This is a genomic window from Mesorhizobium sp. BAC0120, from assembly GCF_033542235.1.
Taxonomy (GTDB): domain Bacteria; phylum Pseudomonadota; class Alphaproteobacteria; order Rhizobiales; family Rhizobiaceae; genus JAWRCU01.
In genome coordinates this window covers 56092-79510 of record NZ_JAWRCU010000006.1, presented here as the reverse complement: position 1 = coordinate 79510, position 23419 = coordinate 56092, and the positions used below count along the sequence as shown (strand labels likewise).

The 23419-nt window shown below is 61.5% G+C and carries 19 protein-coding genes and 2 pseudogenes; 12 read left to right on the top strand and 9 right to left on the bottom strand.

The genetic code is table 11. From position 1 onward, the window contains the following. Positions 1-378: 378 nt before the first annotated feature. The 6 genes from SAZ10_RS15630 (at position 379) to hydA (ending at position 8133) form a co-directional block, all read left to right on the top strand. Positions 379-1491: a BMP family ABC transporter substrate-binding protein gene (locus SAZ10_RS15630; RefSeq protein ID WP_318610208.1), complete on the top strand. Its 1113-nt coding sequence runs from the start codon at positions 379-381 to the stop codon at positions 1489-1491. Positions 1492-1519: 28 nt separating this feature from the next. Next, on the top strand, positions 1520-3100 hold the full coding sequence (locus tag SAZ10_RS15625; protein WP_318610206.1) for an ABC transporter ATP-binding protein: 1581 nt from the start codon (positions 1520-1522) through the stop codon (positions 3098-3100). Between the two features lie 23 nt (positions 3101-3123). Then, entirely contained in the window at positions 3124-4155 is a 1032-nt protein-coding gene (locus SAZ10_RS15620) for an ABC transporter permease (protein ID WP_318610205.1), read from the top strand. Between the two features lie 9 nt (positions 4156-4164). Then, positions 4165-5100, top strand: a complete 936-nt coding sequence (locus SAZ10_RS15615) for an ABC transporter permease (RefSeq protein WP_318610203.1) — start codon at positions 4165-4167, stop codon at positions 5098-5100. A gap of 160 nt (positions 5101-5260) precedes the next feature. Continuing rightward, entirely contained in the window at positions 5261-6613 is a 1353-nt protein-coding gene (locus tag SAZ10_RS15610) for an 8-oxoguanine deaminase (protein WP_318610202.1), read from the top strand. Between the two features lie 59 nt (positions 6614-6672). Then, complete coding sequence (gene hydA / locus SAZ10_RS15605; RefSeq protein ID WP_318610201.1) at positions 6673-8133, top strand: dihydropyrimidinase; 1461 nt, start codon at positions 6673-6675, stop codon at positions 8131-8133. 1170 nt (positions 8134-9303) lie between these two features. Here the strand turns inward: hydA and SAZ10_RS15600 are convergent. Both SAZ10_RS15600 and SAZ10_RS33605 read right to left on the bottom strand, forming a co-directional pair. After that, the gene (locus tag SAZ10_RS15600) at positions 9304-9972 is read right to left on the bottom strand and encodes a hypothetical protein (protein WP_318610200.1); all 669 of its coding nucleotides are present in this window, start codon (positions 9970-9972) and stop codon (positions 9304-9306) included. Between the two features lie 103 nt (positions 9973-10075). After that, positions 10076-10147: pseudogene (locus SAZ10_RS33605) on the bottom strand (SEC-C metal-binding domain-containing protein); the annotation flags it as partial. A gap of 210 nt (positions 10148-10357) precedes the next feature. Between SAZ10_RS33605 and SAZ10_RS15595 the strand changes: the two are divergent. Further along, positions 10358-10988 (top strand): annotated as a pseudogene (locus SAZ10_RS15595) (tyrosine-type recombinase/integrase). Between the two features lie 244 nt (positions 10989-11232). On the opposite strand, the gene SAZ10_RS15590 reads toward SAZ10_RS15595, so the two are convergent. From SAZ10_RS15590 to SAZ10_RS15580, 3 genes are read right to left on the bottom strand one after another with little or no spacing between them, the layout of a single operon-like run. Then, positions 11233-11583 (bottom strand): MaoC family dehydratase, encoded by a 351-nt coding sequence (locus SAZ10_RS15590; protein ID WP_318610198.1) that lies wholly within the window; start codon positions 11581-11583, stop codon positions 11233-11235. Then, positions 11580-11711: a hypothetical protein gene (locus SAZ10_RS15585; RefSeq protein ID WP_318610196.1), complete on the bottom strand. Its 132-nt coding sequence runs from the start codon at positions 11709-11711 to the stop codon at positions 11580-11582. Before SAZ10_RS15585 ends, SAZ10_RS15590 begins: the two co-directional genes overlap by 4 nt. Further along, on the bottom strand, positions 11708-12724 hold the full coding sequence (locus SAZ10_RS15580) for an aldo/keto reductase (RefSeq protein WP_318610194.1): 1017 nt from the start codon (positions 12722-12724) through the stop codon (positions 11708-11710). The genes SAZ10_RS15585 and SAZ10_RS15580 overlap by 4 nt, the downstream gene beginning before the upstream one ends. A gap of 159 nt (positions 12725-12883) precedes the next feature. Here SAZ10_RS15580 and SAZ10_RS15575 point away from each other — a divergent pair, with 159 nt between their 5' ends. The 4 genes from SAZ10_RS15575 to SAZ10_RS15560 are packed head-to-tail and all read left to right on the top strand — an operon-like array spanning position 12884 to position 16849. After that, positions 12884-14029, top strand: coding sequence for an acyl-CoA dehydrogenase family protein (locus SAZ10_RS15575; protein WP_318610193.1), 1146 nt, complete (start codon positions 12884-12886; stop codon positions 14027-14029). Further along, a complete protein-coding gene (locus tag SAZ10_RS15570; RefSeq protein WP_318610191.1) occupies positions 14026-14808 on the top strand; it encodes a 3-ketoacyl-ACP reductase in 783 nt (260 codons plus the stop codon). The genes SAZ10_RS15575 and SAZ10_RS15570 overlap by 4 nt, the downstream gene beginning before the upstream one ends. Before the next feature lie 23 nt (positions 14809-14831). Continuing rightward, a complete protein-coding gene (locus SAZ10_RS15565; protein WP_318610189.1) occupies positions 14832-15980 on the top strand; it encodes a dihydrodipicolinate synthase family protein in 1149 nt (382 codons plus the stop codon). An 8-nt stretch (positions 15981-15988) separates the two neighbouring features. Next, on the top strand, positions 15989-16849 hold the full coding sequence (locus tag SAZ10_RS15560) for a sugar phosphate isomerase/epimerase family protein (protein WP_318610187.1): 861 nt from the start codon (positions 15989-15991) through the stop codon (positions 16847-16849). Between the two features lie 104 nt (positions 16850-16953). Here the strand turns inward: SAZ10_RS15560 and SAZ10_RS15555 are convergent, their stop codons facing one another. Together SAZ10_RS15555 and SAZ10_RS15550 are read right to left on the bottom strand one after the other, a co-directional pair. Next, a complete protein-coding gene (locus SAZ10_RS15555) occupies positions 16954-17724 on the bottom strand; it encodes an enoyl-CoA hydratase/isomerase family protein (protein ID WP_318610186.1) in 771 nt (256 codons plus the stop codon). Further along, positions 17721-19292, bottom strand: a complete 1572-nt coding sequence (locus tag SAZ10_RS15550; RefSeq protein ID WP_318610185.1) for an acyl CoA:acetate/3-ketoacid CoA transferase — start codon at positions 19290-19292, stop codon at positions 17721-17723. The genes SAZ10_RS15555 and SAZ10_RS15550 overlap by 4 nt, the downstream gene beginning before the upstream one ends. A 114-nt stretch (positions 19293-19406) precedes the next feature. On the opposite strand from SAZ10_RS15550, the gene SAZ10_RS15545 reads away from it, so the two are divergent. After that, the gene (locus tag SAZ10_RS15545) at positions 19407-20228 is read left to right on the top strand and encodes an aldo/keto reductase (protein ID WP_318610184.1); all 822 of its coding nucleotides are present in this window, start codon (positions 19407-19409) and stop codon (positions 20226-20228) included. A gap of 55 nt (positions 20229-20283) precedes the next feature. On the opposite strand, the gene SAZ10_RS15540 is transcribed toward SAZ10_RS15545, so the two are convergent. Together SAZ10_RS15540 and SAZ10_RS15535 are read right to left on the bottom strand one after the other, a co-directional pair. Then, on the bottom strand, positions 20284-21888 hold the full coding sequence (locus SAZ10_RS15540) for a GMC family oxidoreductase (RefSeq protein ID WP_318610183.1): 1605 nt from the start codon (positions 21886-21888) through the stop codon (positions 20284-20286). After that, entirely contained in the window at positions 21888-23384 is a 1497-nt protein-coding gene (locus tag SAZ10_RS15535) for an aldehyde dehydrogenase family protein (RefSeq protein ID WP_318610181.1), read from the bottom strand. Before SAZ10_RS15535 ends, SAZ10_RS15540 begins: the two co-directional genes overlap by 1 nt. Between the last annotated feature and the right edge of the window lie 35 nt (positions 23385-23419).

Here is a 23419-nt window from a genome sequence, read left to right as displayed (position 1 = left end):
GTCGAGAAGAAGTGATGGAAGCCAGAGAGCCACCAGTCGACAACCGCTTTAAAGTCGAAGTTCGTACTCGGCAACTTCGTTCGGCAATCTTGAACGCAACATTCAGATCGGGTCGATTTCCGAACCGTTCACACCCTGCTATGCGACACGGGCTTGTGCCGAGGCAGGCGCCGGCCCGCCGCGGCCCTAATATAAGCAGAAGTTTTGGAAGCATAGTCGATTGATCGAGCGGGAGGAGCTTCGCCTTTTTTGGGCGATGCCGCAGAGAAGCGACGAACTGGACTGGTCGGCCTCAAGTCGAGGTGAAGCCGACGTGCCGCCTGTCTCGATGGTCCGCAGACTATCGGCATGGAACTGTCTTGAGTGGAGGAGAACAAGATGATCGATTTTCACAAGCTTTCCCGGCGCCGCCTTCTGAAACTCGGAGGTGCGGCTGGATTGTCGCTCGGCCTCGCGCCTTCCCTTATCCAGCCTGCCAGAGCCGCGTCGACATTCCCGGCCGTGGCGGAGGAAGACGCCGTCATCGCTTTCGGCTTCGTAGGCCCAACTTCGGACGAGGGCTGGACCTGGACCCATGACCAGGGACGACAGGCGGTCGAGCAGGCTTTTCCCAAAGCCAAGACGATTTTCGTCGAGAACATTCCCTATTCGGCAGACGCTTCGCGCACGTTTCGCCAGTTCGTGTCGGAAGGTGCACATATGGTCATCACCAATTCGAACTATGGCGACTACATGTATGACATCGCCAAGAGCGCACCGGAAACGGCGTTCCTTCATTGCGATGACCGCACACTCACTGACAATGTGGGCGTCTTCTACCCGGCCCACTGGTATCCCAGCTACATTACGGGCGTCGCTGCCGGTATGATGAGCAAGTCCAATAAGCTCGGCTATATCGCCTCCTTCCCGGTACCCACGACTTTCGCCGGCAGCAACGCCTTCCTGATGGGGGCAAGGTCCGTGAAGCCGGACGCCACGCTTCAGGTGATCGTCATCAATTCTTGGTTCGACCCGCAAGCTTCAACACAGGCTGCGCGTGCGCTGATCGACAACGGCGCGGACGTACTGTTCGGCATCATGGATGAGCCAGGCTATCTGCAGGTCGCCGAACAGCGAAATGCCAAGGCCGTCATGCTGAACACGGACAGCCGGAAATTCGGACCGAAGGCCTATGTCAGTTCGATAATGTTCGACTTCCGTGAGTTCTTTGTCGAGCAGGTGAAGGCCCGCCTGGAAGGGACATGGCAGCCCGGCCAGCATCTCTTGCCGCTTACGCATGGTACCGACCGCGACGCCTGGGGCGAGACGGTGCCGCCAGAGGCCGCAAAGCTTGCCGACGAGGCGCGCACGAAGCTGCTCTCCGGCTGGAGCCCGTTCGAGGGCGAGATAAAGGACAACAAGGGAGCGGTCCGCGTCGCTGCCAACCAGCGGATGACCGATACCGAACTCTATCGTTGGAACTGGTCGATCGACGGCGTAAGCGGCCTCTGATTTGGGCCGGTCGATGATGATGCATGCAATGCCCGAAGCAGGCGCGACCATTGCGTCCGGCATTCCGGTGGAGCCGGTCGTTCGCCTCAAAGGGATCGGAAAACGATTTCCTGGCGTGATTGCGAACCAGGATGTCGATTTCGACCTGGTGCCCGGGGAGATACATGCCCTTCTGGGAGAGAATGGCGCTGGCAAGTCCACGCTGATGAACGTCCTGACCGGCATCTATCGCCCGGACTCCGGGGAGATACTCGTCGATGGCCAGTCGAAGACGTTCGGCTCGCCAGTGGAAGCAATCGCGGCCGGGATCGGCATGGTCCACCAGCATTTCAAGCTGGTCAAAGCCTTCACGGTCGCAGAAAACATCCACCTCGGCTGGAAAGAGGCGCCCCGGCGAATTAGCAAGCAGAGCCTGGAGGCCAGGACCACGGAACTGGCAGCGTCCTTGAAGCTTGCCGTCAAGCCCGATGCCCGCATCAGCGACCTGTCCACCGGTGAACAGCAGCGCGTGGAAATCCTCAGGGTGCTGTCCCGCAATCCGCGGGTTCTCATCCTTGACGAGCCCACGGCCGTTCTGACGCCGGCTGAAGCGGGCGAACTGTTCAGGGCTCTGCGTCAGTTCGTGGCGCTTGGCAATGCAGTCATCTTCATCAGCCACAAGCTGGATGAAGTTCTGGAGATTTCGGACAGGGTGACCGTTCTGCGTGGAGGCCGCAAGGTCGCCACCAGAATGACCTCCGAGTGCGATAAGCGCATGCTTGCCCGTCTGATGGTTGGCCAGGATGTCGTGCTTGGCAACATGCGTACGCGCGGCCCAGATGCCAAGCCGATTTCTCCGAATTCGGTTCTGTCCCTGCTCAACGTTTCGGCGCGTGATGACGCCGGTGACTTGGCCCTGAAGCGTGTCACGATCAATGTGCGCCCCGGCGAGGTGCTCGGGATCGCCGGTGTAGCCGGAAACGGCCAGAAGGAGCTCTCCCAGGTTCTGACCGGAACACGCCGGCTTGCGGGTGGGACGATCGAGGTTGGCGGTAAGGATCTGTCGTCAGCGGGGCCGGACGCCTTTGCATTATTTGGTGTCGGTCATATCCCGGAAGATCGTCTGCACAGCGGGTTGGCGCCAGCGCTCAGCATCACCGACAACGTCGTGATCCGCGAATACGGAAAGGCGCCCCTGTCGCGCGGTTGGGTCTATCGGCCAGCGGCCGCGGCGAACCTGGCGCGCTCGATTGCCGAGGCCGCATCAGTCAAGATTCTGGACTTCGGCATGCCGGTCCGGAACCTTTCGGGTGGTAACCAGCAGCGGTTGGTGGCGCGGCGTGAAATGCGCATCGCTTCCAACGTCCTCGTGGCTGCCTATCCGTGCCGAGGCCTCGACGTTGGCGCGATCACCGCCATGCTGCGGTACTTCACGGAACTGCGGGACGCCGGAGTGGGGATCGTGTTCTTCTCTGAGGACCTGGAAGAGCTGATCAAGCTCTCCGATCGCATCGCGGTGATGTTCCATGGCGAGATCATGGGCGTCGTCGATGCCGCGGAAGTCGACATCGAGGCGATTGGACTGATGATGGGCGGACAGCGCCGCGAACCGTCAGCAGCGGGAAATTGATGATGGTCATGCGAGTTCAAAGGATGCCCTCCGAAAGTTTCGCCGGCGGTCTGGCGGCTCGACTGGTTGCAATCATCCTGGCGCTGCTTGTCGCGGCCATCGCGTTTGCGTGGACCGGGGCAGATCTTGGCAAGCTGGGCGCGCATGTTTTGAAGTCCACCTTTGGTTCGCGCTTCGGCCTGATGGACATATGCCTGATCATGACGCCGCTGATCCTGACCGGACTTGCGGTTACCATCGCGCAGAAGGTCGGCGCCTGGAACATCGGTGCCGAGGGACAATTCAGCGCCGGCGCTTTTGCCGCAACCAGTGTCGCCCTCTATGTCCCCGGTCCTGCAGTCTTGGTGCTCCCCCTGATGGTTGTTGCGGGGGCACTCGGCGGCGTGATCTGGATCCTGATCCCGACCTTGGCGCGTGCCTACGCCGACGTCAGCGAGCTTATCACGACGCTCCTGTTGAACTTTGTCGGCATTCTTCTGGTCTACTACGTGGCGACGGGGCCGTGGCTCGACCCGAGCGGCCTTTCATTCGCATCGACGGCGCGCCTGCCGCCCGAAATTCCGCTCTTCTGGGGAGATGTCCATTGGGGGTTCCCACTGGCCGTGTTGTTGACCATTCTGGTTGCGGTGGTGCTCAACTATACGCGATGGGGTTATGAGGTCCGCATCTCGGGTTCCAATCCGAGCGTGGCGCACTACGCCGCCATTCCTTTTCGTCGTCATCTCATCGTGGTGATGATCCTGTCCGGCGCAATTGCCGGTCTGGCCGGAATGTTTGAACTAGCCGGAACGACGCATCGCCTGCAGGGCGGCATCTCCAACAATTTCGGATATGTCGGCATCATGGTGGCCGTGCTGGCGCGCGGCTCTGCCCTCGGTGTTCTGCTAGGTGCGGCCTTGATGGCCGTTATCCTGAAGTCCGGCATCTCCTTGCAGACGCAGGGCGTCAGCATGTCGACGGTGATCGCGCTCACCGGCCTGATCCTCTTCTTCACGGCAATCGCGGACGAACTCTCACACTACAGGGTCGTTCGTCCGATGCGGACAGAAAACTAGGAGCCGGGCATGGATCTGCTAGCTGGTCTCATCCAAACATCCATCCTCGCGGGCGGCGTCCTCGCCCTCGCGGCTCTTGGCGAAGTCCTGTCGCAACGTGTCGGTGTGGTGAATCTGGGCGTCGAGGGCCTCATCTCGCTTGGCGCCATCACCGGCATTGCAACCGTCGTTGCCATTCCGAGCCCATTGCTCGGGCTCGTGCTGGCAATGCTGGTCGGGTTGATCGTTGGCATGGTGTTCGCCACGGCGACCGTCATCATCCGCGCGAACCAGATCTTGTGCGGTCTGGCTCTGACCCTGATGGGCACAGGCGTGGCGGCGATGATCGGAAAGGCCTATTCGGGGGTCCCGGCACCGGTCACTTTCGAGCCCATCGCGATCCCGATCCTCAGCGATCTTCCTGTTGTCGGTCGCGGCCTGTTCACCCAGAACGTTCTAGTCTACGTGATCTATCTCGTCCTGCCGTTCTGCATCCATCATCTCCTGTTTCGTACCCGCAGGGGACTCGACCTCAGGGCCGTTGGCGAAAACCCGGCCGCAGCCGACGCTACCGGTATACCGGTCCGGCAAATCCGGTTCTTGTATGTCTCGCTCGGCTCGGCACTTGCAGCCGGCGCCGGAGCCTATCTGACGCTTGCTTTCGTACCGTCCTGGTCGGAAGGTGTCGTCGCCGGCCGCGGCTGGATCGCAGTGGCGCTCGTAATCTTTGCCGGTTACCGGCCCTGGACGGCCGTCTTAGCCGCGCTGCTTTTCGGGCTGATTACCTCGCTTGGATTTGTCGGACAGGCACGCAACTGGCCGATCGCGGCGCCAATCCTGTCCATGCTTCCCTATCTGGGAACCATCGGCCTGATGATTGTGCCCGTCCTGGCCTGGCAGAAGGTCCGTCGCCTGATGGCGGCGCCTGCCGCGCTCGGGCAACCGTATTTCCGTGATATTCGCTAGGAGGGCTCCCGAACAGGAATCTGCGACAACCGCCCATTTTGGCGGACAAAGCCCGTTCAATTCCAACGATGACGATCCGCAGTTCGCACCTCGCGGGACAGGGCTCAGAGCGCGGGAGGCCCGTTGCGTCTCCCGGTCGGCAATCGACTGGAGGTGAAATATGACAATTGAACTGCTCGTGCGCGATGCGCATGTCTATTTGCGTCGGGATTGGGAAATACCGGGCGGTTGGGTGGCGATCGCCGACGGACGGGTGCATTCGGTAGGCAAGGCAGGCGACGAGCCGTCGAGCCAGCGGACCATATCGGCGCGGGGACGGCTTCTCACCCCGGGGCTTATCAATGCCCATCATCATATGTACCAGAATCTCACACGTGCCTATGCGCCGGTAACAAACGGTACGCTGTTCGAGTGGTTGAGCGGGCTTTATCCGCTGTGGGCCAAGATTGACGAAGAGTCCGTCTACCTATCGACCTATGTGGCGATGGTGGAACTGCTCATGGGCGGCTGTACCACGTCCATGGACCACATGTATGTCCACCCGAAGCCTTACCTGATCGACGCGCAGTTTCGAGCTGCGAAGGACGTGGGGTTCCGGTTCTATGCGACGCGCGGATCAATGACGCGCTCTGTGGAGGATGGTGGACTGCCGCCGGCATCCGTCGTTCAGAAGGAAGAGGAGATCCTCGCCGACAGCGTGCGCCTGATCGAAGCCTATCACGATCCGAAGCCCGGCTCGATGAGCCGTCTCGCCCTGGCGCCCTGTTCGCTGTTTTCTGTCAGCGAGCGCATCATGTCGGAATCGGCCCGCCTCGCCGACACCTATGACCTGCGTCTGCACACCCACCTCGCAGAGGATCATGACGAGGACACCTATTGCGCCGAGGTCTATGGCTGCACGCCGGTCGAATATTTTGAGCGCGTCGGATGGGCGAGCAAGCGTTCCTGGGTGGCGCATTTCATCTATCCGAGCGAAGCCGAGATCGGGCGTCTGGCGCGGGCGGGGGTGGGGGTTGCCCAGTGCCCTTGCTCCAACATGATGATCGGCGGCGGTTCCGCGGATTTGATGGACCTGCGGCGCCGGGGCATGCATGTCGGGCTGGGCTGCGACGGTTCCGCCTCCACGGACCATGCCTCGATGTGGCTTGAGGCGCGCACGGCGATGCTTCTGGGACGCTATCGCAACGGTCCCGGCTCCATGACGGCGCGTGACGCGCTGGACGCTGCGACAATGGGCGGGGCGGCCTGCCTGGGATGGAGCGCCGAGATCGGTCACCTTATGCCTGGCGCATGCGCCGATCTCGTGGTCTGGCAAATGTCCGATGTTGCGCTTGCGGGAGCCTACACGGACCCTGTCGAGGCGTGGCTGCGTTGTGCCCCGGCCGTCGCGGGACTGACCGTCGTCAATGGAAAACCGCTGGTGGAAGATGGCCTGCCGGTCCTGAAAGACCTGCAGGACGTGCTTTCACGCCATGCGCGTCATGCGCGACGCATTCAGTGCGTTGAAGCGTGAGCGTCTTATCGCATCCAACGCCGGCCGGATGCTGGCTAGACCTCGCATGAGGGGACCAAATGACTGAGTTCGATCTGGTTATCCGAGGCGGCACGGTGGCGACAGCGAGCGATGTGTTCGCGGCCGACGTCGGTATTGCCAATGGTTTGATCGTGGCGTTGGGGCGCGATCTCGGTGTCGCGCGGCAGGAAATCGACGCTCGCGGCAGGCTCGTCTTGCCCGGCGGTGTTGATACGCATTGTCACATTGAGGAGCCCCCGGCAGGCAAAGTCCGCAATGCTGACACCTTCTCATCGGCAACGGCATCGGCGGCTGCAGGCGGCACCACGACGGTCATTCCTTTTTGCATGCAGGAAAAAGGCGGTGTGATCACACCGAGCCTGCGGGATTACCATCGCAAGGCCGAGCAGGCGATGATCGACTATTCGTTCCATCTGATCATCACGGACCCATCGGACGCCGCGTTGGCAGAACTCCCGGGCCTGATCGAGGAGGGACACCGGTCCCTCAAGATTTTCCTGACCTATGACAATATGGTCCTTGACGACGCTGAGACGCTGAAGGTGCTCGCGCTCGCGAGGCGCTGCGGGGCCCTGGTCTGCATTCATGCCGAAAACCATGCAGCCATAGCATTCCTGACCGAAGCTTTGGAACGGGCCGGCCTGACACAGCCGAAGTATCACGCCTGGGCAAAGCCCGTCGCCGTCGAGCGGGAAGCCTGTCATCGCGTGATTTCACTGGCGGAACTTGTGGACACGCCAATCCATATCTTTCACGTCTCGGGTGTGGAACCAGCCGAGGAAATTCGCCGGGCACAGCAGAGAGGCCTCAAGGTATTCGCCGAAACTTGCCCCCAATACCTCATGCTGACAGCGGACGACCTCGACAAGCCAGGCTTCGAAGGGGCAAAGTTTCTGTGTAGCCCGGCTCCGCGCACGCAGGCAGACAAGGAAGCGCTCTGGGGCTTCCTGCGGGACGGCACACTCAGCGTCTTTTCGTCTGACCATGCGCCAAATCGGTTCGATGATCGGCACGGGAAAAAGGTGGAAGGCGAAGACGCTCCGTTCTCTGTCGTCCCCAATGGCGTGCCCGGACTTGAGACGCGCCTGCCGATCCTCTTTTCCGAAGGGGTATCCAGCGGACGCATCGATCTTCCAAATTTTGTGGCCCTCTCCGCCACGAATCCCGCTAGGTTGTTCGGATTGCATCCACGTAAGGGCGCAATTGCCGTGGGCGCCGACGCGGACATCGCGATATGGAACCCGGACCGCAAGGTTAAGATCAGAAACGCCAACCTGCACCATCAGGTCGACTACACCGTCTATGAAGATGTCGAGGTCACTGGCTGGCCGGAAATTACGCTTTCACGTGGAGAGATCGTCTGCTGGGAAGGTGAAATTGTTGGCCACCCTGGTCGGGGCCGCTTCGTGCCACGGGCGCCGTATGAGCACATCGCGCCGACTGGGCGGTTTGTGACGCCATTTGACCCTGTTTCCGGGAGGACAGTCAAGGGCTCCTAAGGTCTCCCGAGCTACCAGCATGGATAGGTCTCATTGCTAAGACCCCGGTCCTTTGCTCGAGGAGCAATTGAACAGCGCGGGTGTTGCCGGTCTTCTTGTAGATCTGTGCCGCGTTGGTGCGTCGCATCGAATGCGTCCCATACAGCTTCGGGTCGAGCCCGATACTGGCAACCCATTTGTCGACGATACTTCCGTACTGCCCGTCGACATGTGCGGTTTCGCGTGAATACGACTCGGGAAGGGGTAGTCCTTCTCGCTGAGATGCCGGTGTGCGATCCAATCAGCCAGTGACTGACGTGTCTGCTCCGTAATCTCGAATTGTACGGGTCGCCCCGTCTTCCTCTGAACAATCACCGCTCGATCGCGAGCAATGCCGGAAGACGCGATGTCTCCGACGGTGACGGTTACGAGATCGGAACCTCGAAGCTTACGGTCGATGGTGAGATTGAAAAGCGCTAGATCTCTTTCCGAGCCTGACACCTACAGGCCTGTTCGAATGCTCCAGACTTCGCGGGGCTAGGGGAGGGTTCTGGTCAACCATGTGGCCTCTGTTCCAGCTAGGCTTCTTCTCCCATGCCACCCTCCGCAGCCGCAGCACGCCACGCGGGCAGCCGCATGGTAACGATGGACTGGACACCCCGGCCAGTTTCACTCGATTAGGGTTGCCGGTATCTTGTCGGGGTAGCGTGTTCAACGGGCGCAATCGCGCGACGAGTCGCCATTCGAGTGCATCCACTGGAATGACCGGAATGGGGCCGTCATTCAGGCGGCCACGGCCATTTCTTGAAACCAGCCGTTCCGTTGGATGCCCGAGCTAGAGTCCGCCTATCACGACCCGATTACTGAGTTGCTCGGCTGAGCTGGAAGCCATGGGCTTTCGCTCAGCGAGTATAGCCAACGGTGAACCGGCCAGCGATCGGCCACTTGGGCAGTGCGAGACCATCGTCGACCAGTGGCTTGTCGAGTTGCGGCACAAACGGGTTGGCCGACCGTGCCATGCGGTTAATGAGCGAGGTTCTCACCGGGAGGGTTAGGGCCTCCCACCATGCAGGCGCGATGTGCACGTTCTCGAAGTGCTCAAACATCAACCTGACAGCGCCGGACCAATCTGGTCGTCGCTGAGCCGTACGACGGAATCAACAAAGGCGCGGCAGACAGCGTCGTCCTGAGCTAACCACTGGAACGCCACAACCCCTTTTCCCCGCCCCACATGGAAGTGACCGACATGGCAGCAAGACGTTTGCTCTGGGCAATATCCTGCAGCTCGGTTCCCTCAAAGTCAGAGGACGGCAACCATCCCGCCGAACACATAATAGGGGGCGGTCCGACGGTTTCAATGACATAGGCCCGTACATCGCTGTAGTCGCCTGATTTCAGACGTGCGGAGTACTCGTCCATTTGCGCCAGTGTGTCGTTTAGTCCCACGGCCAGTCCGTATTCAAATAACTCGTTGAGCATCTGGATCTCGACTTGCCGATCGATCCTCTTCCCGCGATCGGCAAACCGTCGCAACGGCGACATGCGCGCCGAGCTTTGTTTGGTGTATCGCTCGCGCGCCATGCCCCGATAGCCTAGCAGGAAGCACTGCTCTGGCGTTGCAGTAAACGGCGCCTTTTCAACCGGCGCAAAGATCGCATCGTCATGGAACGAGCAGAACCCTGTGAAGGTCGAGGCGTTGCGTACTCCGAGCAGCACGGGTTCGAGAATGCCGTTATTACGGCTGAGGTTTTCGATCGAAGGTATAAATGCATAGACGTGTAGACGTGCCCATCCCGTGCGATCCGGTTGAGGCTCCCTGCGCGAGGTACGGTGTGGGCGCGGACGATGCGCCCACTGCAATCCGAGTGCCAGTCAGACGGCGCCGAACATACCGGCAGCGGAACTCCTCCCGCAGTGCTTTTTCGGCCTCCCATTCCTTAACCGGCTCCTGGCTCTCCCGACCAAGGTGGCATGACTTGTATTTGCGGCCCGAGCCGCACCAGCATTTTTCGTTGCGCTTGTTGCCTAGTCCCACTCGCGCCTCCCCCGGGCAGATTCTAATCGAGCATGAAGCAGGGCGGCATAGGCGAGGAGAACAAACATGTTCAATTGGCACTGGCGGCGACGAAAACAAATCTCACGTCGGTGTCGGCCAATCTGTTCAAAACCGGACTATCCGGAATCGGCCCCGCCGGATTCAGCCTCCTTGCGTTTCCCGCTCGGTCAATCAAGGCCGAGGAGAAAAATGGGCTATTCACACTATCATGCAGCAGTTCGCGGCCGCGTTGCCTGGAATGCGGGAAACGCAGTCGGAACGAAACGGCTCCGGACGCAGAAGCAGATATGGGCAATCCGCTTCTTCTTAGATCGCGAAGAGGGGGGCGAGATCGTGCTCTCTTTGATCTCGCCATCGACAGCAAGCTTCGTGGCTGCGATTTCGTCAAGATCAAAACGGGAGACTTGGTAGCGGGGCCGGAGATACGAACGCGGGTGACGGTGTTCAGCAGAAGACAGGACGTCCTGTACAATTCGAACTGACCAGCGATGTGCGTGCCAGCCTACTGACGTGGCTGGAGAGGCGCGGTGGCAGTGTGAATGACCACGCGTTCCCAAGCCGGATCAACCGTGCACACCGTAAGAGCATGCGGCAATATGCCCGTCTGGTCGACGAATGGGTCACTGCAATTGGACTTCGAACATCGGACTACGGCACGCATTCCCTGCGCAGAACAAAGGCTGCAATGATTTACAACGCGACGGGCAACCTGCGCGCCATCCAAAATCTGCTCGGGCACAACAAGATCGAGAACACGGTGCGGTATCTCGGTGTCGATATCGAGGACGCGCTGCTCCTGGCAGAACGAACTGAAATCTGACGCTGGAGCGGTGATCCGCGGCGAGCGGATGGCCGCTCCACGCTACGGTCTTATTGTGTCGCAAGATCGGACTTGGGTGGGAAGCGGAATGACCGCATTCGGGCAGGCATAGCAAGCAAGCGGACGTTCGGTTAGGCAACACGAGCTACAGCTCTGCGCCCGATGTCGGACATTGAGTTCAGCCTTGCAGTTCCCTGAAAGCAGAGGTCGGGGCGCCCTTCTCGATGAGGCGGGATGAGTTCTCTCAACCCGCATCTCGCCGATATACCATCAACTGGTTGTCGCCTTCCTGGACGATCTTCCCCGATTGACTGCGAACGACGAAACGCAGGCAAAGGATCGCACGGGCCGGATTGCGAGTGGTCCGCTTGTCGGCGACCGTTACCTCGGCTTTGATGGTGTCACCGGCGAGCACCGGGGCTGAAAACCGCCACGTCCAGCCGAGCGAGGCCACCGCCCGAAACCGGGCGACGGCATTGTTCTTCAGTCCATCGACAAGAGACAGCACAAGCAGGCCATGCGCCACACGGGCAGGGAAGCCGTGTCGCAGGGCCGCTTCGTCGCTCATATGGATTTCGAACTGGTCACCGGTCATTTCTGCGAACCGTCTATGACGGCCGCCGTCACCTCTCTGTCAGGAGTCTCGAAACGGTCGCCGATCTCCACGCCTTCGTAGCTCAACCCGAAGCCTGTAAGCGATTTCCCTTGGGCATCGACGCTCATGCAGGCACCGGAGCGTCCTCTCGCAGCAGTCCGCGCTTTTTCAATTCATCCCAAAAATCGCCAGGGATAGGATAACTGAACCAAGAGAGATTCTGCTCAAGTTGTTGGACATTGCGGGTGCCGGCGCAGAAGGAGGGGATGGCCGGGTGCGCTACGACGAACTGTAGGGCGGCAGCCGGCAGCGGCACGCCATGCGCGCGGCAGACCTCCTCGATCTTTGCCACTTTCTCCATGATAGGTTTTGGCGCCGGTGAATAGTTGTATTTGGCACCGGGAACGGCACCCGTCGCCAGAATGCCGGAATTGAAGCCTCCACCGACCAGAACCGCCGCGCCCCGTTCGACACAGAGCGGCAGGAAACCATCGAGGGCCTCCTGTTCGAGCAGCGTGTAGCGGCCTGCCAGCAGGAAGCAGTCGAAGTCGCGCTGCTTCAGGGCTTCGTAGCAGACTTCCCATTCGTTGACACCGACGCCGATCGCTTTTACGACACTTTCCGAACGCAGTTTCTCCAAGGCCTCCCAGCACCCGTCCATTGCTTGCCGGAAGACCTCCGGCTGCTCGTCGCCCCGCGTGAACCGATCAATGTCGTGGATGAAAAGCATGTCGATATGTTCGAGCGCCAGGCGCTGCAGCGAATCCTCGAACGACCGCATCGTCCCGTCATAGGAGTAGTCGAAATTCATGGTGTTCGGCGCGGCGTTCGACCAAGGCGCGAAATCGATCTGCGATCGCCTGGCGGGCTTCAGCACCCGACCCACCTTGCTGGCGAGGACGAATTCGTCGCGCTTCTTCCACCGAAGCGAATGCCCAGTTCGCAGTTCCGAAAGGCCGTGGCCGTACATCGGCGCGGTGTCGTAGAAGCGTATGCCTGCATCCCATGCGGTCTGGATCATGGCATCCGCGGTCTGCTCGTATATGGGCTGAAGGAAATTGCCGATAGGGGCGGTTCCGAACGCGAAGGCCGTGACGTTGAGGCCAGACCGGCCGAATAGGCGCTTATCAGACGGCTTCATAATATCCTCCATTAGTAACCATCCGGTTATTGCTATTTGAGCTCGAGCGACGTCGCAAGCACTTGTAACGGCAATGCATCGCGATGCGAAGTCCACCGCTTGACGCCGGCGACGATTCTGGCATAGGAGTAACTAGATAGTTACATCTGGAGGTCGATCGTGCCGCTGAGCGAAACGCAGCTGCAGGTGCGCGAGATGGCGCGCCAGTTTGCCGAGGACGTCATTCGCCCGGTTGCCGAGGCGCTCGATCGGGATGAGCGTTTCCCTGGCGAGATATATGAGCAGATGGGCGAGCTCGGCCTGTTCGGCATCGGCGTCCCGGAGGCCATGGGTGGCCCCGGCTTCGACACACTGACATATGCGCTGGTGATGGAAGAGCTGTCGCGCGGCTATGCATCCGTCGCGGATCAGTGTGGCCTCGTCGAGCTGATCAGCACCTTGCTTGTTCACCACGGCACCGAGGCGCAGCGGCAGCAGTGGCTAGGGCCGGCCATGCGCGCCGAGAAGAAGGCCGCCTACTGCATCACCGAGCCGGAAGCCGGCACCGATGTTTCCGGAATACGCACCACCGCGACGCGCGACGGGGACGGATGGCGACTGACCGGCGGCAAGATCTGGATCCACAACGCGCCGGTCGCCGACGTCGGTTTCGTGCTGGCGCGCACCGACAAGGATGCGGGCCATCGCGGCATGTCGATCTTCATCGTCGACCTGCACTCCAAAGGCGTCGAGCGGGGACCGAAGGAACACAAGATGGGCCAACGGGCCAGCCAAGTCGGCGCGCTCAATTTCAACGATGTGCTTTTGGGCCCCGAAGCCCTGCTCGGGGAAGAAGGGCGCGGATTCCACATGATGATGAGCGTCCTGGACAAGGGACGAGTGGGCATTGCGTCGCTGGCCGTCGGCATCGCCCAAGCCGGGCTCGAGGCGGCGGTCGACTACGCGCAGCAGCGGCGCCAGTTCGGCAAGGCCATCGCCGACTTTCAAGGCGTGCAATGGCTGCTTGCCGATATGGCGAAGGACATCGAGGCGGCTCGCCTGCTCGTTCGCAGCGCCGCCGAGAAGATCGATGCGGGGGAAAACGCAACCAAAGCCTGCTCGATTGCCAAATGTTTCGCGGGAGACATAGCCGTGGCGCGCACCGCCGACGCCGTACAGGTCTTTGGTGGCTCCGGCTACATCCGTGGCTTCGAGGTCGAGCGCCTTTACCGGGACGCCAAGATCACGCAGATCTATGAAGGTACCAACCAGATCCAGCGCATGATCATCGCCCGCGAGCTCCTCAAGCACGGAGCCCGGGCGTGACGGCCGGGTCGCGACATGCGGCCTTCGTGACCGGATCGAGCCGCGGCATCGGCTTGGCGACGGCGTTGGAGCTCGCCCGGCGCGGATTTGGCGTGACGCTCAACGGTCCGGTCGACGACGAGGAATTGAAGTCCGCCGAAGCTGCTGTCGCGGCGCTCGGTGTTCCGGTCGCGCGTGTTGCGGGCGACGTCGCCGATCTGGACGGCCACGAGCGTATGCTTGACGCGGCCGAAGCTGCCATCGGGCCACTGTCGACGCTGATCAACAATGCCGGCGTGTCGGTCATCTCGCGCGGCGACCCGCTCGACGTGACGGAGGAGAGCTACGACCGCTGCCAGGCAATCAACACGAAGGCGCAGTTCTTCCTGTCGCAGCGCTGGGCCAGGCGGCTGGTTGCCCGCAAGCGCGACGACGGTCGCTTCTACAGCCTGATCAATGTCTCTTCCTCCAATGCCACGGCGGTGGCGGAGCCGCGCGCCGAATATTGCGTGTCGAAGGCCGGATCCGCGATGGTCAGCCAGGTCTTCGCCGTCCGCCTTGGCCGCGAGAACATTGCTGTCTACGACATCAGGCCCGGCCTAATCGAAACGGCCATGACCAAGGCGGTCAGCGAGACTTACCGGCGCCGCATCGACGAGGAGGGGCTGACACTGATCCGGCGTCTCGGCCAGCCGGAAGATGTCGGTCGCGTCATGGCGACGCTCGCGACAGGTGAGCTGCCATATACGACCGGCCATGTCATTGCCGTCGATGCGGGCATGTTGGTGCCGCGGTTCTGACTGCGGCGCAGAGGGAGAACGCCATGATCATCCAGCTGCCGGATACCACGGGCAGACTTTCCGACTACCGGATTCAGGGCAAAACGATTCCGGCCGCGCGATTGTCCCCCGATGCGCCACGCACCGTTCTGTCGGCGGCCCATGTCGTGGCGGATCCTTTCAGCGCCAGCGATCCCGGCGGCTCCGCCTCCATGGACTGGAAGGCAACGATGGCATTCAGGCGCCACCTTCACGGGCTCGGTCTCGGCATCGCTGAAGCAATGGACACCGCGCAGCGTGGCATGGGTCTCGACTGGCCTTCGGCCTTGGAGCTGATCAGCAGGACCAGGAAGGAGCTGCCGGACGCGCTCGTCTTCAACGGCGCCGGCACCGATCAGCTCGGACCTGCCGATGCACGCACGCTCGACGATGTCCGCGGTGCCTATTTCGAACAGATCGAGGCCGTTCAGAAGGTCGGCGGCAGATTGATCGTCATGGCCAGCCGGGCGCTGGCGGCCGTGGCGCGTTCGTCGGACGACTATGTATCGGTCTATGGCGACGTGCTCGCGCGCTGCGACCGCCCAGTCATCCTGCACTGGCTGGGGGAAATGTTCGATCCGGCCCTAAAGGGTTATTGGGGAGCTGCCCGCTTCGAGGATGCGCTCGAGACGGTATTGGCAATCATCGAGAATGACACCGCCAGGATCGACGGCATCAAGATTTCGCTCCTTGACAAGGAGAAGGAAATCGCAATGCGCCGCCGTCTGCCCGCCGGCGTCAAGATGTACACCGGTGACGACTTCAATTATCCGGAGCTGATCGCGGGCGACGAGCAGGGTTTCTCGCACGCCCTTCTTGGTATCTTCGATCCTTTGGCACCGGCTGCAGCCTACGCCATCGACCGGCTCGGCCGGGGCGACACCCAAGGATTCCACGCGGCGCTGGATCCGACCTTGCCGCTCGCGCGACTGATTTTCCGCGCGCCCACCCAATACTACAAGACGGGGGTCGTCTTCCTTGCCTGGCTGAACGGGTTCCAGGATCATTTCATCATGCTCGGAGGCGCGCAGTCGATGCGGCCGCTGGCCTATTTCGTCGAGGTGTTCAAGCTGGCCGACGGATGCGGCCTGCTTGGAGATCCCGAACTCGCAGCCGGGCGCATGCGCAAGCTGCTTGCCCTTTACGGTCTCTGATTAGCACTATGCGCGATTTTGCGAAGGATCATTCCGCCCTGGCGCTGAACACGGCGACGCTTGGCCACAATCTCGACGGATACGGCACAGGCTGGTCGATCGAGCGTGTGCTCGATGCATGCGCTGAGCGTGGCCTGCGCGGCATTGTCTTCTGGCGTCGCGAGATCGGCGGCCGCGCCGTCGAGATAGGCGAGCAGGTTCGCGCGGCCGGCCTGAATGTGGTCGGCTTGTGCCGCGCGCCTTATCTCACCGGCCCCCTGGCGCTGCCCGGCCGCAAAGCGATCATGGACGATTTCCGCGCCGCAATCGACATGGCCGCGGGCCTCGGCGCGCCTGTCCTGACCGTCGTCGCCGGTGGGGTGGAGCCGGGAACGAAAGGCATCGGCGAAAGCCTCAAGCTGGTTGCGGATAGGGTCGCCGAAGCGGCGCCCTACGCGGCGGCCAGAAACGTTCGCCTGGCTCTCGAGCCGCTGCATCCGGTTTATGGGGGCGACCGGTCCTGCCTGGTGACGATGCTGGACGCGGTCGATCTTTGCGTCGCCATCGATGCGCCCAATGTGGGCGTCGCGGTCGATGTGTATCACGTCTGGTGGGATCGCACGCTGGCCGACGAATTGCTGCGGGCCGGGCCGGGGCGCATTTTCGGCTATCATCTTTGCGACTGGCTGGCACAGACACGCGACGTTCTGCTCGACCGCGGCATGATGGGAGATGGTGTGGCCGACCTGAAGGCGATCCGCGCTGCGGTGGAAGCGGCCGGCTATGACGGGCCGTGCGAGGTGGAGGTGTTCTCAGCGCAGAACTGGTGGAGGCGCGATCCCGGAGAGGTGCTGGACGCCTGCGTGGAGCGTTTCCGATCCGTTTGTTGAAAACAGAGGCTGGACACGGGACAACCCAGGTAGAAGATCGTTGTGTGGTCCGCCGCTACCTTCGAACCAGACTTCTACCGCGCTCAGATCGCCCCGAGACTTGTCTAGTCTCTCGGCCGCCGGCTTTTCTTATGGAAGGATTCGAGACCGGACCGAAGATCCTCGCTGCTGGCTGCAATACGTCCGGCAAGGGCGTCCAGCACGCGCTCACGCTCTTCGCCTTCAACGGCATTGATGAGCATCTTGGCGAGCTCGACGGCGGTAGCGGACCTGCCTGCAACGACCGCCGCAAGGTCCTCGGCCGCGGACATCCCGCGCCCCTTGTCGACGACCTTATCGACAAGCGACAGTCTCAGGGCCTCGCCGGCGGAATAGACCTCACCGAAGATCGACATGCGCCGGATAAGCTGCGGGCCGAAACGACGGGCCGCGCGCTGGGTTCCTGACCACCCGGGGATGATCCCGAGGCTGGTTTCAGGCAGGCCGATGCGGGCGTGGCTTTCCGCGATCCGATAGTCGGCGCAGGCAGCCAGCTCCAAGCCTCCGCCGAGGCAATGACCGTTGAGGACGGCAATGACCGGCTGCGAGAGTCTGGCGAGAGCGTCGAAGCCGGCATGACCGTCGCGGATCCAGTGGCGCGCGAACTCCGCCGGGTCGAGTGCGCTCCAGGCGTCAACATCGCCGCCCGCGCAGAATGACCTGCCGCCTTCGCCGGTCACGATCAGAACCTTCGCCGCGGAGCGCTCCACCGCCCTGCACAGCGGGACGAGCGCATCGACCATCGCCGCGTCAAGCGCGTTGAGCTTCTCAGGCCTGCGGATGGTCAGCCGCGCGACCGGTCCGTCGATGCTCAGATCCAGGCGCGGGTCGCTCACAGCCGAAGGCCCAATGGTTTGTCCTGGAACAGTGCCTCGTCCATCACCTTCAGTTGGGGTGAGACCGAGAGGGGTGATGTCGCCTGTTGCAGGACGTCGCGCTCAAGGTCCAGTCCGGGCGCTATTTCGGTGACGACCAGGCCGTCGGTCGCCAGACGGATGACGCATCTTTCCGTCACATAGGTGACGTCCTGGCCCTGGGCGCGTGCGCGAACCCCCGAGAAGCTGACCTGGTCCACTTTCGCGACGATCTTGGCGACCTTACCTTCCTTGTCGATGACCAGCTTTCCGTTCTCCAGCCGCATCTTCGCGCCGGCATTGAAGTTGCCAGAGAACACGATCTTACGCGCTCGCGAGGTGATGTCCACGAAGCCGCCGGCGCCGGCGGTCCGATGCGGCGTCGAGGAGAGACGCGAGACGTTGACGGATCCGTCGGAGCCTATTTCGAGGAACGACAGCAAGGAGCAGTCGAAGCCTCCGGCCTGGAAGTAGGTGAAAAGGTGCGGGGAGGCGACGAAGGCTTCCGCGTTCGAGGCGCAGCCGAACTTGAAGTCGAGCAATGGCACGCCGCCCACCGGCCCTTGCTCGATCACCCAGGTGACGGCGCCGTGCAGGCCTTCTTCCATTAGGATGCGAGGCACGTTGGCGGAGATGCCGAAGCCGATGTTGACCGCCCAGCCCGCTCGAAGCTCCTGCGCGACGCGGCGTGCGATGACCTTGGAGACATTGTATTCCGGCGTCCGGAACGTTTGGAGCGGCCGAAACAATTCTCCCGATATTGCAGGATCATAAGCGGTCGCAGTGGTCTGCAGCTGGTCTGGCGCCTCGACGATGAAATCCACCAGGATGCCGGGGACCCGCACATCATGCGGTCGCAATGTGCCTTGGGCTGCGATGCGTTTGACCTGCGCAATGACGATGCCGCTGCAGTTGCGTGCCGCGAGCGCCATCTCCATCCCGCCGAGGGTCGCCCCCTCCTGCTCGAAAGTGAGGTTTCCATTCTCGTCCGCCGTGGTCGCGCGGATGATCGCCACGTCCGGCTTGAGGGCAGGGAAGTGCAACCACGCCTCGCCGTTGAATTCCACGCGCTGCACGATCGGCGATTTCCGCGCCGCGGCGTTCATGGCTCCGCCCTCAAGCGCCGGATCGACAAAGGTGTCCATGCCGACCTTGGTCAGCACGCCCGGACGGTGCGCCGCGCCCTCGCGCAGCATGTCGAACACGACCCCGGAAGGGAAGTTCCAGGCTGCCACGTCCTCGGCAAGGATACGTTGCCAGATCAGCGGCGGCTCGGCATTGGTCGGCCCCGATGGATACGAGCCGCCGATGATGCGGCTGAGCAAGCCCGGTAGGGCGATGTGATCGACCCCCTTGGTGCCGAACATGTCGCCGGCGGCGATCGGATGGATGGTGGTGATGTTGCGAGGCGCTCCCTCCAGCGCGAAGCGTTTGCCGAGCGCTTCAAGCACAGCGTCCGGACAAAGCAGACCGGACGAAGAATTGACCGCGACAGTCGCTCCGTCGCGAATCTGGGCGACAGCCTCCGCTGCGGATCTGACCTTGCTCACGTTTCTTCTCCACAAAGCTTGGCATTAAGTAACTAAACAGTTATATCGATGATATAGCCGCCTGCGACTTTCAAGGCAAGCTCAGGGGTGGCGATAACGCGTGGGAGGATTTCGATGAACGTCATTTTCCAGAAGACGAACCAGAGAGTGTTCGGAACCTTTCCGCTCAAAGGCGATGCGCTCCGCAATGCGATTGCGGCAGCAATCGAAACGGGATACCGCGCCTTCGATACGGCTCAGGCTTATGGCAATGAAGCCGACACCGGCACGGCCTTGGCGAAGAGCGGTGTTTCCCGTGACGAGCTCTGCGTCACAACGAAGGTAACGGTCGAGAATTTCACCGAGGAGCGTTTCATGCCGTCCGTGGAGCAATCCCTGCGGAATTTGAAGCTGGATCGGGTCGATGTCCTGCTGCTCCACTGGCCCACTCCAGGGGGCGATATCAGACTGTCTCTGGAGTTGCTGCGTCAGGCATATGATCGCGGCCTCGCCAGCAATATCGGCATCTCGAACTACACCGCGGCAATGATGGAGCAGGCAAAGCACATCGTCGGCTTGCCGCTCGTCACGAACCAGGTAGAATTCCACCCGCTTCTGGACCAAGGCAGGCTGTTGCGAGCGGCAAACGAGACCGGCATCCCGCTTTCCTCCTACTGCTCTGTGGCGCGTGGCGAGGTCTTCAAGTATCCGCTTTTTGGCGAAATCGGCGCCGCTTACGGCAAGTCGGCTGCGCAGGTGGTGCTGCGCTGGATTCTGCAGAAGGGCCTCGCGATCAATACCATGTCGACAAGGCCCGAAAACATCAGGGCGAACTTCGATGTGATGGACTTCACCCTGTCTTCCGTCGACATGGCGAAGATAGACGCTCTCAATGCCACCGGCTACCGCATCGTGGGCAAGCGCCTCATACCTTATGCGCCGGATTTTGACGCATAAGGTATGAGGACATCGGCTGGCCTTGGCGCGGCCCCAATAGACTCGATTGTCACCTCTAGCGGTTACCGCGGATGAGGTCCGAGGCATGCTCGCCGATCATGATCGTTGCCGCATTGGTGTTTGACCCAATCAAAGAGGGCATCACCGAGCTGTCGCATATGCGAATGCCGTCGAGCCCATGCACCCGCAGTTGGGGATCCACCACCGACATCGTGTCCTTTCCCATCTTGCAAGTGCAGGTCGGGTGATAGGAGGTGCGGCCGTAACGGCGTGCATAGGCTTCGTAGTCTGATTGCGAGCGCACGCTTGTGTCAGGGAAGCAGAGCTTTTTGATAAATTTGCTCAGCGAAGGCTGATTGAAGATCTCCCGGCTGATCTTGATGCCTTCGACCGACACTCTTAGGTCGTCCGGGTCAGCTAGAAAATTGGGATCGACGATTGGATTGTCGCGCGGGTCCGGCGAGCGGAGCGTTACGGTTCCACGGGACTTCGGTCGCAGCACGTAGCTGTTCAAGGTGATGCCCGACGAACCTTTCGGGACCGACGGGACGCCCGCCTCCGCGCCAGCTCCCGCCAGGAAATGGAACTGCAGATCCGGAACCGAGCCAGGGCGGGTTGCAGACGAGTGCCAGAAGGCGCCCCCCTCGACCACGTTTGATGTTATCGGTCCGGACTTGAACAGCGTGTACTGGATGCCGGCCCAAAGCATCCAGTGCGGTTTGTTGTATTTGTCCAGTGAATAATGGCCCTTCAACTCGGCCACGATGTCGATGCCAAAGTGATCCTGAAGGTTTTGCCCTACGCCTGGAAGGTCCTGAATCGCTTCGATGCCGTGGCGGCGGAGATGGCCGGCGGGACCGACGCCGGACAGCATCATCAGCTTCGGAGTGCCGATCGCACCTGAGGTCACCAGAACCTCGCTTTCGGCTTTGACGAACATCCGCGAGCGGCCAACCGAATATTCGACGCCAACCGCCCGTCTACCTTCGAAGACGATGCGATGGACCATCGCCCCGGTGATCAGCGTGAGGTTCGAGCGTCCCAGGGCGGGCTTAAGGTAGCTCACGGCGGCCGAGCAACGGCGGTTGTTGCGGGTCGTGGTCTGGTAGATTCCGGCGCCTTCCTGCATCGCGCCATTGAAGTCCGGATTGTACGGCAGCCCGTATTCCTGGCAGCTTTGGACAAATGCGCGCGAAACCACATTCGGATCGGGTATGTTTGACACGCCAAGCGGGCCATCAGTGCCATGGAGGCTGCCCGAAAGGATGCTGTTGCCCTCGGAACGCAGAAAATACTTCTGGACGTCGTTGTACGCCCAGCCGTCCGCGCATTCCTCATTTGCCCACCGATCGTAGTCGCTTGCGTGCCCACGCGTATAGACCTCGGCATTGATGGAGGAACCACCGCCAAGCACCTTTGCCTGCGCGTACGGGATCTCGCGGTTGTTGGCGTGCTTCTGCGGTGCCGTCACCAACCCCCAGGTGAGCGGCCCGGTGGTCATTTTTGCGAAGCCAACGGGCATATGGATGTAGGGGTGGCTGTCCTTGCCGCCGGCCTCGATGATGCAGACCCTGACGGCCGGGTTCTCGGAGAGGCGCGCGGCAAGCACACAGCCCGACGAGCCGGCCCCGACGATCACATAGTCGAAACCTGTCATCATCACTTGATCCAGTGCGAGCGCTTGCCGACTTCGATGTGGACGGACTTCACCTGTGTGTATTCTTCCACCCCGTACATTCCTGCTTCTCGTCCCCACCCGGACTGCTTGAATCCGCCAAGCGGCATCTCCGGACCTCCTGCCATGATCGTATTCACCCAGAACCGGCCGGCCCGCACGCGCCGCGTCACGACAAGCGCCTTGTCGATGTTTTTCGTCCACACGCTGGCAGCCAGGCCATACACGGTATCATTGGCAAGATTGATCGCCTCCTCGACGGTGTCGAAGTGAAAGGATGACAGGACGGGCCCGAAGATTTCGTCGCGTGCAATCGACATTCCCGGAGTGACACCAGAAAACAGCGTCGGCACAATGTACTGGCCGCCGCCGAGGTCCAGGGTCTCACCGCCGGTGACAAGAGTTGCCCCCTCGGCCTTGCCCTTGTCGATATAGTTGAGGATGGTTGAGTTCTGCGCCTCCGTCGTGATGGCGCCGACCTGCGTCTTCGTCTGGAGCGGATCGCCGACGACAATCTTAGCCATCTTGGCGGCGAGAATTTCCTCGAACTCGCGAGCGACCGAGCGCTCGACGATGACGCGGCTCGACGACACGCAGCACTGGCCCGTGTTGAAACTTATGCCGAAAGCCGCGCCGTCGGCTGCGTCCTCGAGGTCGCTGTCCGCAAAGACGATGATCGGATTTTTGCCGCCCAGTTCCAGGCCGAGTTTCTTGAAGTTCGAGTCGGCGGCCGCATGGACACATGAGCGCCCGACTGATGTCGATCCGGTGAAAGACAGCATGTCGACGTCGGGATGCTCTGTCAGAGCCTGGCCAATCGTCCGGCCCGAGCCGGTGACAACGTTATAGACGCCGTCCGGCGCACCGGCTTCGGAAAGGATCTCGCCAAGCAGCAGCGTGGTTGCGGACGTGACCTCCGAAGGTTTGACGACAACGGTGCATCCGCTGGCGAGGATGAAGGGAATGCGTTCGCACAATATCAGGAAGGGGAAATTCCAGGGCGTGATGAGCCCGACCACGCCGACCGGCTCACGCAGCACCATGCCGAAGAGGCTGTCGCCGAGACTGTTGAAGCTGTCGCCGTGCAATAGCCTCGCGGCGCCGGCCCCGACCTCGAAGCAGGCAATGCAGTGGTCGATTTCGCCACGCGCCTGCGAAATAGGCTTGCCATTTTCAAGGACTTCCCAATAGGCGATCTCGTCGCGACGGCGGCGCAGAATCTCTGCAGTCCTCAGCAGCACACCCGCCCGGTCAGCTCCGGGCAATCCCGCCCACCGGCGGTCCTCAAGTGCGCGACGCGCTGCGGTCACGGCAGCATTTAGGTCGTCCACCGTGCATTTGGGGGTAAGCGTCACCGACACGCCGTGGCCTGGGGATCGACGCTCGAACATCGCACGGCCCTTGCGCCACGATCCATCCGACCAGAACCCGAATTCGCGAGGTTCGTCCGGCAGGGTCAAGCGGTCAGTGAGATCAAGCATGGATGCCTCCGTTTCTAGCGGTGCGCCAGCCATTT

Excerpts from the sequence above, each read along its gene's own strand:
- SAZ10_RS15610 (WP_318610202.1), top strand. The coding sequence starts at position 5,261 with ATGACAATTGAACTGCTCGTGCGCGATGCGCATGTCTATTTGCGTCGG.
- SAZ10_RS15565 (WP_318610189.1), top strand. The coding sequence starts at position 14,832 with ATGATCATCCAGCTGCCGGATACCACGGGCAGACTTTCCGACTACCGG.
- SAZ10_RS15630 (WP_318610208.1), top strand. The coding sequence starts at position 379 with ATGATCGATTTTCACAAGCTTTCCCGGCGCCGCCTTCTGAAACTCGGA.
- SAZ10_RS15625 (WP_318610206.1), top strand. The coding sequence starts at position 1,520 with ATGCCCGAAGCAGGCGCGACCATTGCGTCCGGCATTCCGGTGGAGCCG.
- hydA (WP_318610201.1), top strand. The coding sequence starts at position 6,673 with ATGACTGAGTTCGATCTGGTTATCCGAGGCGGCACGGTGGCGACAGCG.
- SAZ10_RS15580 (WP_318610194.1), bottom strand. The coding sequence starts at position 12,724 with ATGAAGCCGTCTGATAAGCGCCTATTCGGCCGGTCTGGCCTCAACGTC.
- SAZ10_RS15615 (WP_318610203.1), top strand. The coding sequence starts at position 4,165 with ATGGATCTGCTAGCTGGTCTCATCCAAACATCCATCCTCGCGGGCGGC.
- SAZ10_RS15585 (WP_318610196.1), bottom strand. The coding sequence starts at position 11,711 with ATGAGCGTCGATGCCCAAGGGAAATCGCTTACAGGCTTCGGGTTGAGC.
- SAZ10_RS15535 (WP_318610181.1), bottom strand. The coding sequence starts at position 23,384 with ATGCTTGATCTCACTGACCGCTTGACCCTGCCGGACGAACCTCGCGAA.
- SAZ10_RS15620 (WP_318610205.1), top strand. The coding sequence starts at position 3,124 with ATGCCCTCCGAAAGTTTCGCCGGCGGTCTGGCGGCTCGACTGGTTGCA.
- SAZ10_RS15560 (WP_318610187.1), top strand. The coding sequence starts at position 15,989 with ATGCGCGATTTTGCGAAGGATCATTCCGCCCTGGCGCTGAACACGGCG.
- SAZ10_RS15590 (WP_318610198.1), bottom strand. The coding sequence starts at position 11,583 with ATGACCGGTGACCAGTTCGAAATCCATATGAGCGACGAAGCGGCCCTG.
- SAZ10_RS15545 (WP_318610184.1), top strand. The coding sequence starts at position 19,407 with ATGAACGTCATTTTCCAGAAGACGAACCAGAGAGTGTTCGGAACCTTT.
- SAZ10_RS15540 (WP_318610183.1), bottom strand. The coding sequence starts at position 21,888 with ATGATGACAGGTTTCGACTATGTGATCGTCGGGGCCGGCTCGTCGGGC.